The organism is Streptomyces sp. NBC_01571 (genome assembly GCF_026339875.1).
Lineage (GTDB): Bacteria > Actinomycetota > Actinomycetes > Streptomycetales > Streptomycetaceae > Streptomyces.
Genome location: NZ_JAPEPZ010000002.1, coordinates 944281 through 961152, shown reverse-complemented (window position 1 = coordinate 961152; position 16872 = coordinate 944281). Strand labels below are relative to the sequence as shown.

Annotated in this window: 14 protein-coding genes and 9 pseudogenes; 11 read left to right on the top strand and 12 right to left on the bottom strand. The window is 66.5% G+C overall.

Features of this window, described 5'->3' with window-relative positions; translation table 11 throughout:
- Positions 1-1083 precede the first annotated feature (1083 nt).
- On the top strand, positions 1084-1416 hold the full coding sequence (locus tag OHB41_RS47545) for a histone-like nucleoid-structuring protein Lsr2 (protein ID WP_266708170.1): 333 nt from the start codon (positions 1084-1086) through the stop codon (positions 1414-1416).
- A gap of 172 nt (positions 1417-1588) precedes the next feature.
- Here OHB41_RS47545 and OHB41_RS47540 read toward each other — a convergent pair.
- Both OHB41_RS47540 and OHB41_RS47535 read right to left on the bottom strand, forming a co-directional pair.
- Positions 1589-2262, bottom strand: a pseudogene (locus tag OHB41_RS47540) (nucleotidyl transferase AbiEii/AbiGii toxin family protein).
- Between the two features lie 2 nt (positions 2263-2264).
- Positions 2265-2507, bottom strand: a complete 243-nt coding sequence (locus OHB41_RS47535; RefSeq protein ID WP_266708169.1) for a hypothetical protein — start codon at positions 2505-2507, stop codon at positions 2265-2267.
- A 336-nt stretch (positions 2508-2843) separates the two neighbouring features.
- Between OHB41_RS47535 and OHB41_RS47530 the strand changes: the two are divergent.
- A pseudogene (locus OHB41_RS47530) lies at positions 2844-3008 on the top strand (ubiquinone biosynthesis methyltransferase UbiE); the annotation flags it as partial.
- Between the two features lie 90 nt (positions 3009-3098).
- Here OHB41_RS47530 and OHB41_RS47525 read toward each other — a convergent pair.
- Positions 3099-3329, bottom strand: coding sequence for an inositol monophosphatase family protein (locus OHB41_RS47525; protein WP_266708167.1), 231 nt, complete (start codon positions 3327-3329; stop codon positions 3099-3101).
- Positions 3330-3664: 335 nt separating this feature from the next.
- Between OHB41_RS47525 and OHB41_RS52475 the strand changes: the two are divergent.
- Positions 3665-4015: pseudogene (locus tag OHB41_RS52475) on the top strand (Tn3 family transposase); the annotation flags it as partial.
- 49 nt (positions 4016-4064) lie between these two features.
- Positions 4065-4550, top strand: a complete 486-nt coding sequence (locus OHB41_RS47520; protein WP_266708165.1) for a Tn3 family transposase — start codon at positions 4065-4067, stop codon at positions 4548-4550.
- Here OHB41_RS47520 and OHB41_RS47515 read toward each other — a convergent pair.
- Complete coding sequence (locus OHB41_RS47515) at positions 4541-4612, bottom strand: universal stress protein (RefSeq protein ID WP_266708399.1); 72 nt, start codon at positions 4610-4612, stop codon at positions 4541-4543. The two genes, OHB41_RS47520 and OHB41_RS47515, sit on opposite strands and share 10 nt — an antisense overlap.
- Before the next feature lie 95 nt (positions 4613-4707).
- Positions 4708-4998, bottom strand: a pseudogene (locus tag OHB41_RS47510) (universal stress protein); the annotation flags it as partial.
- Between the two features lie 414 nt (positions 4999-5412).
- Here OHB41_RS47510 and OHB41_RS47505 point away from each other — a divergent pair.
- From OHB41_RS47505 to OHB41_RS47495, 3 genes and pseudogenes are all read left to right on the top strand, one after another.
- Positions 5413-6276: a slipin family protein gene (locus OHB41_RS47505; RefSeq protein WP_266708163.1), complete on the top strand. Its 864-nt coding sequence runs from the start codon at positions 5413-5415 to the stop codon at positions 6274-6276.
- 662 nt (positions 6277-6938) lie between these two features.
- The gene (locus OHB41_RS47500) at positions 6939-7328 is read left to right on the top strand and encodes a hypothetical protein (RefSeq protein ID WP_266708161.1); all 390 of its coding nucleotides are present in this window, start codon (positions 6939-6941) and stop codon (positions 7326-7328) included.
- A gap of 140 nt (positions 7329-7468) precedes the next feature.
- Positions 7469-7627, top strand: a pseudogene (locus tag OHB41_RS47495) (universal stress protein); the annotation flags it as partial.
- 23 nt (positions 7628-7650) lie between these two features.
- Here OHB41_RS47495 and OHB41_RS47490 read toward each other — a convergent pair.
- Positions 7651-7869, bottom strand: a pseudogene (locus tag OHB41_RS47490) (transposase); the annotation flags it as partial.
- A gap of 376 nt (positions 7870-8245) precedes the next feature.
- On the opposite strand from OHB41_RS47490, the gene OHB41_RS47485 reads away from it, so the two are divergent.
- A complete protein-coding gene (locus tag OHB41_RS47485; RefSeq protein WP_266708159.1) occupies positions 8246-8848 on the top strand; it encodes a GNAT family N-acetyltransferase in 603 nt (200 codons plus the stop codon).
- Between the two features lie 607 nt (positions 8849-9455).
- Here OHB41_RS47485 and OHB41_RS47480 read toward each other — a convergent pair.
- On the bottom strand, positions 9456-10808 hold the full coding sequence (locus tag OHB41_RS47480) for a DUF8189 domain-containing protein (protein WP_266708157.1): 1353 nt from the start codon (positions 10806-10808) through the stop codon (positions 9456-9458).
- Positions 10809-11339: 531 nt separating this feature from the next.
- Here OHB41_RS47480 and OHB41_RS47475 point away from each other — a divergent pair.
- Together OHB41_RS47475 and OHB41_RS47470 are read left to right on the top strand one after the other, a co-directional pair.
- Positions 11340-11858 (top strand): hypothetical protein, encoded by a 519-nt coding sequence (locus tag OHB41_RS47475; RefSeq protein WP_266708155.1) that lies wholly within the window; start codon positions 11340-11342, stop codon positions 11856-11858.
- A 23-nt stretch (positions 11859-11881) separates the two neighbouring features.
- Positions 11882-12255: pseudogene (locus tag OHB41_RS47470) on the top strand (transposase); the annotation flags it as partial.
- 137 nt (positions 12256-12392) lie between these two features.
- Here OHB41_RS47470 and OHB41_RS47465 read toward each other — a convergent pair.
- The 3 genes and pseudogenes from OHB41_RS47465 to OHB41_RS47455 form a co-directional block, all read right to left on the bottom strand.
- Positions 12393-12596 carry a DUF6207 family protein gene (locus tag OHB41_RS47465; protein WP_266708153.1) on the bottom strand — a complete coding sequence of 68 codons (204 nt, stop codon included), beginning with the start codon at positions 12594-12596 and terminating at the stop codon, positions 12393-12395.
- Positions 12597-12837: 241 nt separating this feature from the next.
- A pseudogene (locus tag OHB41_RS52500) lies at positions 12838-12975 on the bottom strand (transposase); the annotation flags it as partial.
- A 152-nt stretch (positions 12976-13127) separates the two neighbouring features.
- Complete coding sequence (locus OHB41_RS47455) at positions 13128-14051, bottom strand: alpha/beta hydrolase (RefSeq protein WP_266708151.1); 924 nt, start codon at positions 14049-14051, stop codon at positions 13128-13130.
- Positions 14052-14118: 67 nt separating this feature from the next.
- Here OHB41_RS47455 and OHB41_RS47450 point away from each other — a divergent pair, with 67 nt between their 5' ends.
- Entirely contained in the window at positions 14119-14595 is a 477-nt protein-coding gene (locus OHB41_RS47450) for a MarR family winged helix-turn-helix transcriptional regulator (protein WP_266708149.1), read from the top strand.
- A 123-nt stretch (positions 14596-14718) separates the two neighbouring features.
- Here OHB41_RS47450 and OHB41_RS47445 read toward each other — a convergent pair.
- Both OHB41_RS47445 and OHB41_RS47440 read right to left on the bottom strand, forming a co-directional pair.
- Positions 14719-15527, bottom strand: a protein-coding gene (locus OHB41_RS47445; protein ID WP_526025097.1) for an IS5 family transposase whose coding sequence is annotated in 2 segments (ribosomal slippage) — positions 14719-15194 and positions 15194-15527 — 810 coding nt in all. Because the reading frame shifts where the segments join, the coding sequence is not laid out codon by codon here.
- 342 nt (positions 15528-15869) lie between these two features.
- Positions 15870-16785: pseudogene (locus OHB41_RS47440) on the bottom strand (transposase family protein).
- Between the last annotated feature and the right edge of the window lie 87 nt (positions 16786-16872).

Below are 16872 nucleotides of genomic sequence, written 5' to 3'. Positions count from 1 at the left end.
CTTTGCCGCCCCAGATGGCTGCCACAGTGCCAACTCCCGCCCTAGCCAGCCCGGATGCGGCCGCCACCCAATCGCTCATCCAGCGCATTCTGGGCTGTCTGCCATCCGGGCGCCAGCGGCAACAGCTTCCACGGTTCCTGCCGGCGGCCACCCTCAAGACCGAACGGCGGACCGGCAGTGGCGGAGGCCCGCCGCGCGGACGCCTGGCTGACCCGGGACGAACGCGGCGGGGCCCCTGGAAGGCAGGACGGGAGGGTCACGTTCCTGGGCGAGGGGGGAGATGCAGGGCTGGGGCCGGGCACAGCAGTCATCGAGGGTCCGGTCCTCGGTGAGGACCTTGCTGAAGGTTCTCATGACGGCGTCCGCGCCGGCGGGCTGATCCTCGCGGGTGCCGACCCGTCTGACGGCGCGGGGTGGAGTGTTCGGCGGAAGAGGGCGCCGACGCGGCACGCCGTGAGGGATGGGCGAGGAACTGCTCCTGAGGCGTTTCAGCGCGGGCGTTGTCCAGGAGCTGGTGGAAATGGTCGGTGTCCCCGCCTAGGACGCGTGCGAAGGTCTCGAGGACGGCCTCGTGGGGCAGGACGGGGCAGCGAGAATGGAGGCAACGGCGCTGGTGCTCAGCAGCCAACGGCTGGCGACCGCGCCATCGTTGGCAGCGGGGCGTCCGGCACGCACGTGCAGTGTCTGAACCGCGGCGCGCAGCCGTTCCCTGGCGGACCGGGATGCGTCGTCCAGGTCGGTGTTCGTTTCACGGTTTTTCTGGCTGAGTTTCTCGGACTCCCACGGTTCGCAGGACTTCCGGGTCGGCTCCGCCGGCGTCTACCTGGCAAGACGCAGGAGAATCCATGTTTTATGCCAACTCCGTCTGTGTGCCGCATAACGCCGAGCGGCGACGCACCCATCTATTACTTCGCGCCTGTCCGATAGAAGCGATGGCTAGCTCGACAGTAATCATGAGACGAAGAGGCCGAGATTGATCTGCTTCTATCCTCTTTCCTCCCGAATGCAGGGCATCCGGTCTGGATCTGTCAGCTTCAGAAGGTTCGGGTTGGACGCCGGGAGGAAAGTCGGTACCATCCCCGTATGGCTCAGAAAATTGTTACCGTTTACACGGATGACCTCACGGGCGCAGAAACTGACGAGGTGCGTACGCACACCTTTTCCCTCGACGGCGTGAGTTATGAGATCGACTTGGTCTCGGACAACTATGACAAGCTGTTCGAGGCGCTTGCCCCCTTCATCGAGAAGGGCCGTAAGACTGGTCGGGCGAGCGGAGTCGGTCGAGCACGCAAGGCGCCGGTCGACGGGCCGAGCTCTGAGGAGCTCCGGACCTGGGCCAGAGCCAACAATTACGAGGTCAACGACCGCGGCCGTGTCCCGGCCAGCATCCACGAGGCTTACCGCAAAGCCCACTGACTGCACATAATTCCCTCACCGAGACGTTCCCGGCCGTCCCCGGCCGGGAACGCGGGCATTTCGCAGAGCGAGGTCAGCGGCGCATGACCCCGGCGCACTGCACATTTTTCAGACGATTGCGCCCCCAGCTGGCGTTTGAGCGGGCTGCGGGTCCGGGCTGCTGAGGCGATTGCTACTCGTCGAAAGGCTCTTGGTAGGGCTCGGCGAGCCGCTGTGCGAGATCCTCCAGCCACTCCTGGGCCCAGTGACGTAGTTCGGCGATCCCGGCGGAGTCCAATCCATATGCCTCGAACTCGGCATCACTGATCCATTCCAGGCTTTCCAGCCGGTCGTGGAGCTCCTGGAGGTCGAATTCTTCTGGGCGTCTGGCTGCGAGGTTTTCCAGCTGGGGGATGGTGTAGTGGTGGCGGGCGGCGTGGATGTGATGGCGTCGCGGGCGAGACCGCGGTCTCCAAGAGCGCGTACTTTCGTCCCGATGAGGTCGTCCAGGTCGAGCACGGGTCCGACGTCCAGTACGACGGGAGGACGTCAGAGGACTTCTTTGAGGAGATCCACTTCGCAGGTGGCTTCAGTGTCTGGGTCGGTGGCGAGGAATCGTGCCTTGAGCGGGGCCACGTCGATGACGGTAATGCGCCAGCTCCGGCTGCTGAGGGACTGGGTGATCTGGTCGATGATCTCGTGCATGGATGCCGGGTGCTCGGTGGCGAAGTCGAGGTCCTGGCTGGGCCGGTGAACGATGCCGTGCGCCTGGACCGCGTAGCCGCCCATCAGAGCGAGCCCGTAGGGGTGTCCGGCGGCAAGGGCGTCGGAGAGCAGGCGGCGATGATGGTCGGGCAGGCCGGACAGGGTCACGCGGCGGCCGCCGGCCGCAGCTGCGTGAAACGGTCCTCCCAGGCGGTGCGTACGCCACCGCCCAGCATCTTGCGGAGGATGGGCCAGTGGGCTACCAGCAGCGCGGCGTCCAAGTAACGGGTGTAGTCCACGTACCTGCCGTTGAGCAAAACGATCCGGTACATGCCCAGGAGCAGCTTCTCGTCGCCAAGATCGAACGCGCGCAGCCCGGACCACGCCAGATGCAGCGGAAGTTCCACGACGCCGTGGGTAGGGCCGGTGAGTACAGCAAGATCACCAGGCAGCTGACCCTCGGCCGGAGCCCAGCGAGAAGAGACCGATACCCCCGATAGCCCTTCACCCATGGCCCCAGCCTCCCCGCTCCCTGTAACCGGCCCGCACAGAAGTCAGCCTAGTCTTTCGAAGCGATGGAGGTCGTGAGGCCGATCATCGCTACACGAGGCAGCCATCCCTGCGGGCTGCACGGCAGGGGGCCAGTTGCAAGGGACGATCGGCACCACCGCACGCCTGGACCTCGCACCTATAGGGGCGTCTTGGTGACCGGGCCCGATCGCGCCCCTGTTCAAGGAGACCGCATGACCTTGCTGCATGACGAGGGGTCGGCCTCCGCGTTCAACCACGCCTCTCGTTGCTACGACACGCTGGTGGCCTTCAACCCGGGATACCACCGCGACCTGCGCCGCCCCGCGCGCCGGCTCGGCTTGCCGGAAGGCGGCCGCGGCGTGCGCGTGCTGGACCTCTTTTTGAGTGGGAACGGGTTCTGCGAACCGGAACGGTGCTTCGCGGTTGCCGGGCCGTCGCATTTGATCTTGCTGGGGAATAGGGGCCGTTCATACGAGTCGCGTGGTGCCGTTGATGGGGTCGATGATCCAGCGTCTCCCTGACATTCCGGCGGTCGATCCCTTCTCCTCGCCGTAGATTCCGTCCTCGGGCATGTGGCGGGCCAGCTCGTTCCTGACCGACTCCTCGACCGCGAGGTCGATCTCCGTGACCTCGCTGCCGTCTTCCTTGCGGTGGCTCCCAGTCCCCGAAGAAGCCCTGCGCGGACATTTGCTCGGCACGCGTGGCCAATCCGACGGCGAAGTCGAGGACCTCTCGGTCAGCGGGTGGAGCGTCGAATGCGTGATCCATCCGGTGAGCCTGCCACGACATCCGGGACCAAGATGCACTCTCCCTCAGACGACCAGTTCACGACGGTGTTCGGAGCCGCGTAGGCAGGTGATGCTGCCGGCAGCGGCATAGGCGGAACCCTCAACACCGCTGTCCGAGAAGCGCAGGGCAACCCGCCGAAGCCCTCCACCGCCTGCGTGACCGCGCTGAGCCCGCCGGTCGGTCTGGCGTATTCGACGGTTCGGGACTACCGGTGGGTGGCCTCGCGCACCGGGCCGCGGGGCCGATGGCCCAAGCCGCGGTCGTCGCGTCCCGGCTCAGCACAGCGCGGTCAGCGGAGACGGCAGTCCACGTAGCTGTGGACCCGCTGGGGGTCATGGTGCATCAGTTCCGCAAGAACGAGGCGATCTCCGACCTGGTCAACGCGCACGCACGCCTGGATATCTCGCAGGCGTCGGGCGACGGGACCGCCGTCGCGGCGGACGGCACCCACATGGACACCTATCTCGACAACCTGCTCTCCGAGATGAGCGTCAGGTACGGCAAGCCGGGCGGGATCGCCTACCACCACATCTCGGACACGTACATCGCGCTGTTCACCCACTTCATCCCGTGTGGAGTGTGGGAGGCCGCCTACATCATTCGAGGGCCTCCTGAAGAACACGAGCGAGGTGCAGCCGACCACCGTGCACGCAGATACGCAGGGCCAGAACTTCCCGGTCTTTGCGCTCGCCCACCTGCTGGGCTTCGACCTGATGCCCAGGATCAGGAACTGGAAGGAACTGACCTTCTACCGGCCGTCCAAGCAGAGCAAGTACGTGCACATCGACGCGCTGTTCGGGGAGCCGGGCAAGCACGTCATCGCCTTCGACCTGATCGACTCCCAGTTTCGGCACCTGATGCGCGTGGCCGTCTCCGTGAGGGAGGGGGCGATCTCCTCCTCCGCGCTGCTCAAGCGGCTGCGCTCCGGGTCGCGGAAGAACGCCACCTACGGCGCGTTCCGCGAGGTCGGCCGCGTGATCCGCACCGTGCAGCTGCTGCGCTACCTCTCGGACGCGCCGCTGCGGCGGCGGGTGACTGCGGCGACGAACAAGGTGGAGTCGTTCAACCGGTTCTCCCAGTGGATCGTTGCTTCTACCCGACCGACGTTGCGTCGCACGGGTCACGGTTGAGGGATGACGACGACCGGGCAGGGCGCGTGCTGCACGCAGTGCTGGCTGACCGAGCCGAGCAGGATGCCTGAGAAGGTGCCGTGCCCCGGCTGCCCAGGACGAGCAGTTGTGCGTTGCGTGCGGCGTCCATCAGGACCTGCGCCGGGTGGCCCTCGGCCACCCGGATCGACACCTGCGCAGGGTGGTCCATCTGGCCGCGTACGGTGTCAACGGTTTCCTGCAGGGCGTGTTCGGCGGTCTTGGCGAACTCGCCCCCTTCCGGCATCGAGGGGATCCATCCATAGCCGTACCCGTACACCTCGGGGTACTGCCAGGCGGCGATCGCTTCGACGGTGCTTCCGGTCAGTTTGGCTTGGGCCAGTCCCCATCGCAGGGCCGCCTGTGAGCCGGTCGATCCGTCGACCCCCACGACGACGGGCCAGGGCTTCTTGTCCGTGTGCTGGGGCATGTCGTTCTCCTGACGGTCGGTTGAGAACTGAGCCGACGTACGAAGTGCGGCGCCGATCCGTGCATGGCGGCCGTCGCTGGGACACCGGAGACATACAGCAGCACGCTACTCACTTTCGCCGGTCCGGCGGTCGGCCGACCGGCCCTACCACCGGGGCCGGTCGGCCCTGCCCCTCTCGCCTCGTGCATGCCTGCCGAGTGTGAGGCACAGGATTGGGGACCGTTCGGCCCCAGCGCGCGCCGCAGGCAGCGAGCCACACTCGGAACACGGCACGACTGCCGAGTCAGCAGGACCCGCCGCTCCGGAGCCATTCGTCCCCACGGACGCAGGAGCGCCGTCCGGCTTCCGTGTCCTTCGTGCTCCGGCTGGAGCGCGAAGGGCCACAGGTGTCGTGCCCTAGCTGAGGAGCAGCACATGGGAGTACTCATTTTCCTGATCATCGTGGTGGCCGTGCTGGTCATCGTGATGGTCGGCATGGCGATCAAGGTCGTCAAGCAGTTCGAGAAGGGGGTGCTGTTCCGCTTCGGAAGGCTGGTCGGCCCTCGCTCTCCCGGTCTGCGGTTCATCATCCCGTTCGTCGATGTCCTCCACCGGGTCTCACTGAGGATCGTCACGATGCCCATCCAGTCACAGGGCATCATCACGCGCGACAACGTCAGCGTCGACGTCTCGGCTGTGGCGTACTTCCGTGTGGTGGACGCGGTGAAGTCGGTCATCGCGATCGAGAATGTGCACGCGGCGATCAACCAGATCGCCCAGACCACACTGCGCAAGGTCGTCGGCCAGCACACGTTGGACGAGACGCTGTCGGAGACCGACCGCATCAACCTGGACATCCGCGAGATCCTCGACATCGCCACCGTCGAGTGGGGCGTCGAGGTCACCCTGGTCGAGCTCAAGGACATCCAGCTGCCGGACAGCATGAAGCGCGCGATGGCCCGCCAGGCCGAGGCCGAGCGGGAGAAGAGGGCGAAGATCATCAACGCTCAGGGCGAGTCGCTGGCCGCAGCGGCGCTCGGGGACGCGTCGGACATCATGATGGACCATCCCCTGGCCCTCCAACTGCGCAATCTGCAGAGCCTGGTGGAGATCGGCGTCGACAAGAACACCACCGTCGTCTTCCCCGCCCCGCTGATGAGCACGATCGGCGAGCTCGGCTCCTTCCTCGCCCGCGAGTCCGCGGCCGCAGGTACGGGCGCCGTGACCACGCCGCCGCCGGCCGACCGCATCACCGCCCTCCCGGAGCACGTATTGAACGGGGCGCCCAAGCCGGTCTGATCAAGCACGCCGCTGTCGTGGCCTGCCGGAACATGCGTTCTGGCAGGCCACTGTCCTTGCCCGCGATGGTGGCGCCCTTGTGCCCTGCTCGAATGGGGCTAGGGTGAAAGACAGATGTCCCGGACCCCGGCGACTTACCGCCAGCTGACACGGATGGACCGATGTGGCGTGGTATGGCCACCCGGTACTTCCCCGGCGGCCGCCGGCCAGGTTCCGACTCTCCTGCCGTAGGCCGCGTTCATGCACGGCTGTGCTGCGCTGGGCACTCACGATCGTCTGTCCGCAGGCGTCAGCAGGGGCGGGTGCTCCGGTCCTCGTCTCGCGAAGACTGCACGCCCGCCTTCCACAACGCCGCCGTGCCCTTGGCTTCCAGATTGAGGCACCATGCCTGCCCCTCAGGTACCAACGGCGTATCCGCACGGCAGCCAAGCCCCTGGTCTGAGCGGTGGGAAAGGCGGATCCGGCAGGGTTTGGATCGCGCGCATCGAACCTGGCCGACCGCCTGGGACCGCCCACCCGGCCACCGGACTGAGTTTCCGGAGTCGGCTGTGGTGACCACACCGGACAGGACCCGAACCACTGACACGCCGCCCGATGACGTCCCGATCGAGCACCTTCTTGCCCGCCGACGTTCGATCGTCGCCTGGTGCGACCGTCATCTGATGGCCATCCACGCGCTGTCCACGCTCATGACGGACGATCCCGGCGTTGTCGACGCGGCCTTGTCCGAGGTGCTCAAGGATCCCGTGGAGCCTGCCCTCGGCTGCAGCCAAGGAGACGATCACCCTCCGGCGGTGACCACCACCCACCGAGCGCGCTCGCAGCCCGCGCCCTCCCACCTGCCCGCCACCCGCGACCACTGTCCTGACCTGGCCGCCTCCCCGTACGACCGCATCGAACTCGCTCTCCACCTCGTCGGAGACCGCTCTTGCGCCGGCGTCTCCCGACTCCTGGGCATACCCGAACGCGCTGTCGCCGCCCGACTCCGGTCGGGGCTGTGGATGCTCTTCACGCCCTGCGACGGCGATTCCGGCACCATCAGGCTGCTTTGAGTGCGCACTGCGAGGCGATGTCCGTACGCCGGGACCTTCGGCTCACGGTGTGTACCCTCGGCCCTCGCCGTCCGGGGTGAGGGTGAGGAGGCTGATCGAGACCGGCACGCAGGCGCAGCCAACCGAAGGCGAGTCCCCCGATGGCCACCGTTCCCGTATCCAGTCCCCATGGCCTCAAGCCTTTCGTCGTCGGCGTCAGCCGGTCGGAGGCCAGCAAGGCCGGCGTTGCCTGGGCCGCGGAGGAAGCAGCAATGCGGCATCTGCCGCTGCGCCTGGTCCACGCTCTGGAGTGGCCTCCGGGGCAGAACCCCACCCGCATGTTCCGACCGTGGTTGATCCCGGAGTACAACGCCCCGTGCCCGCGCCGATGTTCGGGAGCGAGCGCCAGGTCCACGAGGGTGCGGACCGGACCATCGGTGCACAGCAATGCGTCGCACAGCTCGAACAGGGCGTCGCTCCGCGAGGTCAGGCACGCGTACAACTCCGACCGAAACGCCGCCACCACCGTCAACGCGTCTCGTTGAACCTTATGCCCGACCAGTCCACGATCCCGGCCTCCGCGCTGCGTTGTCGCTCTGCACAGGATCGGCCCGCCGCCCCTCACTCATCTGGTGAGCTGGGAAAACACCGAACAAGTTCGAGCCCCGTTCGATGCCGGACCATAAACGACAAGATGAGTGCCTGTGTCTGAACCTCGGATGGAGAGTCTTCTCAGGTCAGGATTCGAACGAGGCGATCCGAAGGCGGCTAGATGGGCAGCACAAGACGCTCGGCCCCCGGCGAGGAGCCGGGCAGGCATGAGAAACTGAGCCTGGTGTCGGTGTATGGGGCAACGTGGCCCACCGGGTATAGCCGAACGTGCACGTCCAAGCCGATGCTCAGGGATTGATCTCGGTTGTCCCGCCTATCGAGCGCCCATGATCGGGAGGACCAAGCGCACCCCGTGGCACGACAGCGCGTTCACCCGTGCCATGGTTGCTGCCATGACAGTTGGCGCGGCTCCGGGCAGTGAGGTTGTACTCGAGACAAGTCGCCTGCTGCTCAGGCCCTGGCGGGTAGCCGAGGCCGTCGTCCAGCATGAGCTGTGGACCGAACGTGATCCACGAGTGCCGCCGCACCGCCGAATCGACGCGGACGGACACCCCACGGTCGCGGAGCTCGAGGATTCGGTCCGCACCAACCAGCTGTGGTCGAGCGGGTTGCTGGCGGTCGAGCGGAAGGCATCTCGTGACGTCATCGGCTACTGCGGGCTGGTCGACAGCGAGCGAGGATCGGCAGGGGAACCTGAACTGGCATTCGAGCTGCTACGCCGAGTTTGGCGTCAGGGATACGCGACCGAGGCATCGTTGGCGGTTCTGGAATGGGCGAGATCATCTGGGTACGAACGTCTGTGGGCCACGGTCTGGGACTGGAACACCGCTTCTCGCCGTGTGCTGGCCAAGATCGGATTCACTGAAACCGAGCGGAAGGAAGTGGACGCGGTGTACGGGACCAACCTGTTCACCACGAGACGGCTCTGACACACCTCGTACTGGCCTTGCGGACGGCTCCGTGTCGACGGCTGACGCCGAGTCCCCTGGTGCGGATTGCCCTGTGGAGCCGTCGTGGTGGTGCGACAATGAGGTTGGTCTGAGGGCCGTTGATCTCTTTCAGGCACCAAGCAAAGGAACTGGCCACTGCTCGGACAGGACCGTGGACCAAGGACCTGGACACAGCCTTCTACGTCGCGCTGTTCCTGCGCGCCGCCCAGCACTCGATCCGACGCGGCTGCCCCATCGTCTGTACCTGAGACCCATCTTCGGTCCCATTCGTCCCCCAGCAGAGATCACTCACCGTGCACGCGTCACGGAAAGCGAGCCAGAACCTCCGATCGGACAGCAGTTGTTCAGCACTTCGGACAGCACTGGGGGGAGTTCTCGATTCGAACAGCGAGCAGTTGCAAGGAGCGGCGTTATGGCATCGAACCGATCGCCCAGCTGCTCGATTCTCCTCGGCTCTCACCGCGCCAAGGGCGGCGCGCTCCAGTTCGGTTCCCGCGCCGCGGGGTGGGTGACAGACACCGGTAGGCCGGGGCGGGTGGGGCCCCTGCCGACCGGTGATCAGGACCGGTCGGCGGGAGCGCGGTGATCAGCTGGCGTCTTCCTCGGCGGCGATCTGTGCCTGCACTTCGGCGCTGTCGGTGCCGGCGGCGCGGTTACCGTAGCCGCGGTGGATGACCATGAGTTGGTCTTGCGTGCCGTTCTTGTCGCGGTACACGACGACCGCTGGTCCGGCGCCGCTGGTGTGGCCGGGGAACTTCTGGTCGTCGGTCCAGGGGCCGCTGCCGGGCTTGTAGCTGGTCCACCACAGGTTCTGGTCCCCGTTGCCGTGGCCGCGGTGGACGCAGTAGAGCCTGTTGTCGAAGACTGCCAGGCCGGGCCCTTCCAGGCTGGAGTGGGCGCGGAACTTGTTGTCCGAGCCCCAGCCCCCGTCGCTCGTGTAGGTGGTGTGCCACCGGGAGGTGTCGTTGCCGCTGCCTCGGTGGACCATGTGGAGCGTGCTGCCATACACCGCCAGTGCAGGGTTCGAGGCTGTGGAGTGGCGGGGGAGCGGGGTGTCTTGGGTCCAGCCCCCCGAGCTGGTGAAGGTGGTGTGCCACAGCGTGCTGTCAGAGGTGGCGCCCTTGTGGACGCAGTGCAGCTTCTCGTCGTACACCGCCAAAGCCGGGCCGACAGAGCTGGAATGGGCGCCGAGCGGCCTGTCTGCGGACCAGCCACGGCCGTCGAAGGTGGTGTGCCACAACTTGGTGTCGCTGCCGTGCCCGCGGTGAACGCAGTGCAGCTTCCCGTCGTACACCGCCAGAGCCGGGCCGGCGGCGCTGGAGTGGGCGCCGAACTCCGTGTCCACAGACCAGCCGCTGTCGGGGTCGAACGAGGTCCACCACAGCCGCTGGTCGTCGAAGCCGCGGTGGACGAGGATCAGACGGCCGTTGAACACCGCCGCCGCTGGGTTCGCGGCGCTGGCATGGGCCGGGAACATGGTGTCCTCGTTCCACTGAAAGTGACCGGTATCCGCGCTCCGACCGAACACCGTCCACCACAAGTTGGGGTCCTCGGAGGGATTGATACCGATCGGGATGAGCATCGTCGGCGAGATCCACGGCGAGACCAGCTTGCAGCCATACCCCCTCGACACCGCCTGCACCCAGACCTTCTGCGCCATGGCTGCCAGAGTGACCAGCATCGACAGGGGCTCCTTGAGAGCTTCGCCGAGGATGTCCGCGAGGAGGTCCTTGATCTCCAGGTACGCGTCCACCGCCGCCTGGTTCAGGTGAACCTCAAACCCCCACCACTTCGCCTCGAACCGAACGGTGGCGCCCAGCGCCTCCAGCTCCTTGCGTGCGTGCTCCGCCCTTTCCACCAGCTCCGGCGGTGGCGTGTCGTAGAGCCCGCCGCTCTGCGGCGCGCTGTCCTGGGACTCGGTGGACTGGTCAATGGCCATGGTCTCCCTCTCCACCGGCGAATGTCGTACCGGCCTGCCCGGGCTCGTGACTCGAGGAACCCGGCGGACATCAGAATGCACACATAGCGCAGCACGATGACTGCATAGAGTTACCGATTGGCCGCAGAGGTACTCAATCTGGCGGAAAACATCCACGCCCCGTCATACGGTGAAAACCGAGCCGGCTGTCACCAGGCGCGGACGGGAGCGACGGCGCACGCACCCGCCCGCGGCGGTGTCCTCAGTCTCAGCGGCCATGATGATCAGAAAGTACGAGACCCCGGACCTCTGCGGCCCGGGTCCTTCCTGGGCTGTGCAAGCTCGCGTCACATTTTTCCCACTGATCGCGATGCCAGCAGCTCGGGGCCTTCCTGATGTTGAAGTGACGGTTCCGCAAATGCCGTGCGAACGAGCAGTCAACAGCGCATGCCGGTCTAGAGCCGAGGGGGCGGGCGGTTTTACCGGGGGACGCACGGTGTCCATAGTGGGTTCCGCGCCCGCCCCAGGCAGGCGCGGGCAGAGGGGGATGCCATGGTGCGCTACGTTCACTTTCAATTGGCGACGATCTTCGAGGTGGGGGCTGCCATTGGCGTGGCTGCTCCTGTGGTCCTCGGCGTGCACGGGCTGCCGCAGAGCAACTATGCACTTCCTCTTTTGTGTGTTTTGGGATCCAGCGCGCTCTTCGGCCTGCTAGCGGTTTCGACCCGCTCGGGCTGGCTGGGCGGCGAGAAGCGCGATTTCGAGAACGCAGTCCCCTTGGCCGACCCCGAGGCGATACTCCCCGCCCCGCGTGAGTCGATGCGCCGCAGCTTCGACGGATCCTTCGTTGTCATCGTCGCGCTGCCGACCCTAGTTTTCGGCCTGCTCTGGGGTCCTTGGGTCATCAGCTGGGGGCTCTTTTTTGTACCGGAGCGGATCGTCAAAGGTGTGTACACGTTCTTCTGGGAGCGACGCCACGGCGTACTCCTGTGGCGTGGAAAGGCCGAGGAACAACCCCTGGGTAGGGACCAGTTCCTGTATTCCTCGCCACGGATCGCGACGCCCAGGTGAGTTCGCACTGCCGTGCCGGAGGTGCCACGGAGCAGGAGGCGGCCCTGGAGCGGCTCGCCGAGTTCGCCGATGCCTGGGGCCGGAAGTATCCGGCGATCGTGAAACTGTGGGAGAACGCCTGGGAAGAGTTCACCCCCTTCCTGCGGTTCGACACCGAGATCCGCCGCATCGTCTGCACGACGAACGCGATCGAGTCGGTGAACGCGCGCATTCGTCGGGCGGTCAAGGCCCGCGGCCACTTCCCCAATGAGCAGGCCGCCCTGAAGTGCGTCTACATGGCGATCATGTCCCTCGACCCCACCGGCAAGGGACAGGCCCGCTGGACCGTGCGCTGGAAACCGCGCTGAACGCTTTCGGCATCGCCCTCGACGGCCGCCTGTCGGCAGCCCGTCAGTAGCCTCAACTACCCTAGTTACACCACTCGTTTGACAGTCCCCGTCACGGCTGCAGGCTCACCTGGGGCTATGGCTCGACAGAGATCGTCCCGGGCGTAGAGGGCCGGGTGCCTCTGTTCTGGCGGCGGGCCGGGCCTGGTCAGGGGCTGAGGCTCTGGCGCATGTCGAGGTAGCAGCGCAGCCGTACGCCGGGCTGTCCGGGGTCCCAGGTTGTGGCTGCCCACATTCCGGTCAGGGCCGCCTGGAAGGCGAAGGCGGTCTGGTCGTCGGCGGCTGCGACGTCGACCACGACCAGACCGGACTCCGATACGCGTACTTCGTTGATCGCTTCCACACCCGGCACGACGCACCATCGCGGGATCGGGTTCTCCCATCGCGGGTGGTTCACCCGACCGGCCCACAGCGAGAGCCGGAACCAAGCCGGAACCAGGGTGAAGGTCCGCGGTGCATGGCCCTTACAGCGGGGGCTCCTGGGTGAACTCGCCCATGCCGCCCCAGGGATCATCCTGCTCTATCAGGTCCGCCCTCTCCCGTTCCCGCCGCTCGGCGGCCGTCCGTTCTTCGACTCCTCGGACGCTCCAGGGGCGGCCTCCCGTCTTGAACCGCCAGATCACGCCCTCGAACTGCTGTCGCAGACGCTCGGGGTACGGGCCATACTCGCCGATCGGCAGGTACGGATCGACGAACTCCCCCTCGCTGTCGGTCAGTTGCACTCGCGTCACGCAAGTAGATCTAGCATCCTCGCGTGAGCCAGCGCCCACGGAGAACGCACCTCCGGGGTCTTGAACGGCCCTCGGAGCGAGGTGGGGCGCCGGGCGTCAGGAATTGGGAACGGCGGGCCGGGGCTCGGTCCGCGTGAGACCTTCTGCGGGCTTCAGCCTGCCGACGTGCGTGCCGTGTCCCTGGGGCGGATGTGCTGGCTGAGAAAGAGAGCGGCGCGGTCCAGTGCCTCGTCGGCTTCGTCCAGGACGCCGGTGAACGCCTGGAAGACATGTGGAACGTCAGCGGTGATGTCCAGGATGACATCCACTCCGGCGTCCCTCGCGCGCGTGGCCATGCGTGTGGAGTCGTCCAGGAGCATTTCGTTGGTGCCCGACTGCAGAAGCATCGGGGGGAAGCCGGTCAGGTCGGCGAGGGTGGCGGGGCTGAGCATGGGCTGGTGGGGGTCCTGTCCCGCGCGATACATGGCCCCGGTGTGTTCCAGGCCCTCACGCGTGAAGAACGGATCGATGCTCGCCTTGGTGTCCATGCTCTCGCCTGTCCGGGTCCCGTCGAGTCCGGGGGAGAACGCCACGATCGCGGCGGGCATGGGCAGGCCCGCGTCGCGAGCGGCGAGGCAGGTGGTGACAGTGAGGCCGCCACCGGCGGAGTCGCCGGCGAACACGGTCGCCGAAGGGTCTTCGCCGCTTTCGAGAAGTGCGCGGTAGGCGCTCAGCCCGTCCTCGATCGCGGCCGGGAACGGGTGCTCAGGGGCAAGCCGGTAATCCAGCGAAAACGCCCTGAACCCGGTTCTGGTCACCAGGTTCCCCGTCAGCGACATCGCCGTCTCCGGTGAACCGACCACGTAAGAGCCGCCGTGAAAGTAGAGGATCGTCCCTGCCTTCGGAGTGCTGGCTGGCTCGACGAGCACCGCGGGCCGATCGCCGAGCGTCGCAGTCCGGGTGCGGATCCCGGCCGGGACGATCATTTCCCCCATCATCGCCCTGAACCCGGCGCGGAGCTCCTCCACCGACCGAGGGCTCTCCGGCTGAGGCCGTCGGACCATCGCGTCGATCTCCGCCCGCTGTTGCCTGCTCATTGTCGCCTCCATCGCAAGTGCATGCCAAAGAACTATATGCCATGGCATATAGATTAGACTATATGCCATGGCATCTAAGTCAAGCCGTAGCCCGATCGACCTCCCGGGCTTCTTCGCCGATCTCGTCCGCTGCGAGACACGCCTCTACAACGCGCTGAACGACCGCCTCCGCGAGCGGCACGGGATCGTCACCTCGCAGTTCGAGTTCCTGCGCTTCCTGCGCGACCACCCCGGGTCCCGGGTGGCGGACCTCGCCACCGAATTCGCCATCGGGATCGGCGCGACCAGCAAGGGCATCGACCGCCTGGAGAAGCAGGCATGGGTCATACGGCGAACCAATCCATCGGATCGCCGCTCATCACTGCTGGACCTGACCGCTGGAGGCCTGCAACTCGTCGAGGCGGCGGAGGCGACCTTCACCAAAACACTGGCCGAGCTGACCGCAGACGTCCTCGGCGGTCCCTCAGGACTGGCCGCCGTACAGATCCTCTCGGAGCTGCGCTCCGTGCTCGAACGCGACCAGATTGGCCTGCCCACAGGCTGACCGGGATCACCTACAACGAGCCGCCCGCCATGGATCGTGCGGAGCACGAGACAGGTGAGTAGGAAGCGAGCGCGTGGAGGGTGCCCCGGCGTATTCGCCGCCTTCTCAGAACTCGTAACAGCATCATGAGCGGGCCTTCTTGAGGCGGCGCCAGCAGATCAGGCTGCAGCCCAACGAGACGAAGGCGTCATGGAGTTCGACGCGTCGCTCGCAGCGGACGGCGAGGCGTTTGAACTGGTGGAGCAGGGCGAGGGTCTGCTCGACGACGTAGCGGAGCTTGCCCAGGCCCTTGATGTTCGGGGAGCCCTTGCGGGAGATCACCGGGAGGATCCGGCGCCGGCGGAGTTCGCGGCGCACGGCCCGGGAGTCGTACGCCTTGTCGCCCAGCACGGCTGCGGGGCGTCGGCGGGGACGACCGGGGCATCCGGCCACCGGCGGGATGCCGTCGACGAGGGCGAGGGTCTGCGTGATGTCGTTGACGTTCGCCGCGGTAGTGATGACGTACAGCGGGGTGCCCTTCCCGTCGCAGATCAGATGGTGCTTGCTGCCCGTTTTCCTCCGGTCGACCGGTGACGGGCCGGTCGCGGCTCCCCCTTTTTCGCGCGGACGTGGGAGCCGTCCACGCACGCACGCGTCCAGTCGAGTTCACCGGCCGCGTGCAGCTTCGCGAGCAGGATGCGGTGCAGTTGGTCGAGGGCCCCGGCCTGCTGCCAGCGGTCCAGGCGGCGCCAGCAGGTCTGTCCGGAGCCGAACCCCAACTCCAGCGGCAGGAGTTGCCAGGCGATGTCATTGACCAAGACGTACAGAATGCCCTGCAGACAGCGCCGGTCATCCACCGGCTTCGGCCCAGGCGACCGCTCGGGCCAGGGCGGCAGCAACGGCTCGATCAGCTCCCATAGGTCATCGTCCACGATCCACGGCCGAGTACTCACGAGCCCATCAACGGCCGGATCATCACATCGGACACGCGCGACCAGCGCACTCGCCCAAGATCTTGTTACGAGTTCTTAGGGCGTGCAGAAGAACAACACGCTGATTCCGGTTCTGGGGCAGATCGTTGTGGTAGACCTCGGCGACCAGGAAAGATGCGACGTTAGCCGTCGCTGTAGAGCGTGGCGTCCACGACGGTGGTCAGGCAGATCCTGCAGCTCAGCGAGCCGTTTACCACATGACGGCGCACGCGAATCAGACATCAGCGTGTTGTTCTTCTGCGAGCCCTTACGAGTTGGTGCGTGATAGCGAGTGAGGCGTGTTTGCCTCGCTCACGGCGTTCGTCAAGCGGTGGTGGTGCGGTCGGATGCCAGGGTGGCGATGGCTTGGTATGTGTCGGGGGGGGCGGTCACGGCGGTGGGTCCAGCGCTGGAGTTGCTTCCAGCGTTTGTGGTCGGCGAGGGCGTGTTCGACGGTGATGCGTCGCGAGGAGTGGTCGTGTCGCTGGCGTTCTCGGTGCTCGACGAAGGGCGCTATTGCTCCCGGTCGCAGTTTGTGTGGCGGGGTGAGGGCCTTCCCTCGATGGTCTCGGCTGAGGCCGAGGTAGCCGTCATCGAGGAGGACCTGGACCAGGTCGAAGTGGTCGAAGCATCTGCCGATGCCGGCCGTGCGGGCGGCTGTGATGTCGTGCATGCGCCCTGGCCGTAAGGCGTCGGTCCACAGGGTGCGGCCCTGGTCGTCGGCGACAACGGTGGCTTTCATCGTGTTCTGTTTCTTCTTGCCCGATACGAACGCCCTGCGGCCGCCCCGGCCTGCAGCGGGCCGGCGGACCTGAATCTCGGTGGCGTCCAGCCGCAGCTGAACGCCCTCGGTCTGGGCGTAGGCGAACACGTCCTCCAGGGTCCGCAGCCGCACACCGGGCCGGTCCGGTACGGCGAACCCCCGCCCGGCCAGCAGCCGACGCACCTCACCGACCGCGCGGGTCACGGTGGAACGGTCCACTTCGTACAGAAGGGCCAGGACCGCGTGCGGGAGGTCATGACGCAGATGAATGAGCGTTGCGACGAGTCGGTCCACGAACACCAGCTGATGACGGGCACCGGCCCCGGGCGCCCGCTTTCTGGCCCCGCCTCGTGCCTGGTGTCGGCGACCCTCGACCCCGACCACCCACGGCCTGGCCAACTCCGTCACCAACGAGGACAGATGAGCCGTCGAGATGCCCGTGAACAACGGATGCGTTAGAACCGAGCGGTCCACCATGCCTCTCACCAGCAGAGCATGCCCACCCGCTATCACGCACCAACTCGTAAGGGCGTGCAGAAGAACAACACGCTGATTCCGGTTCTG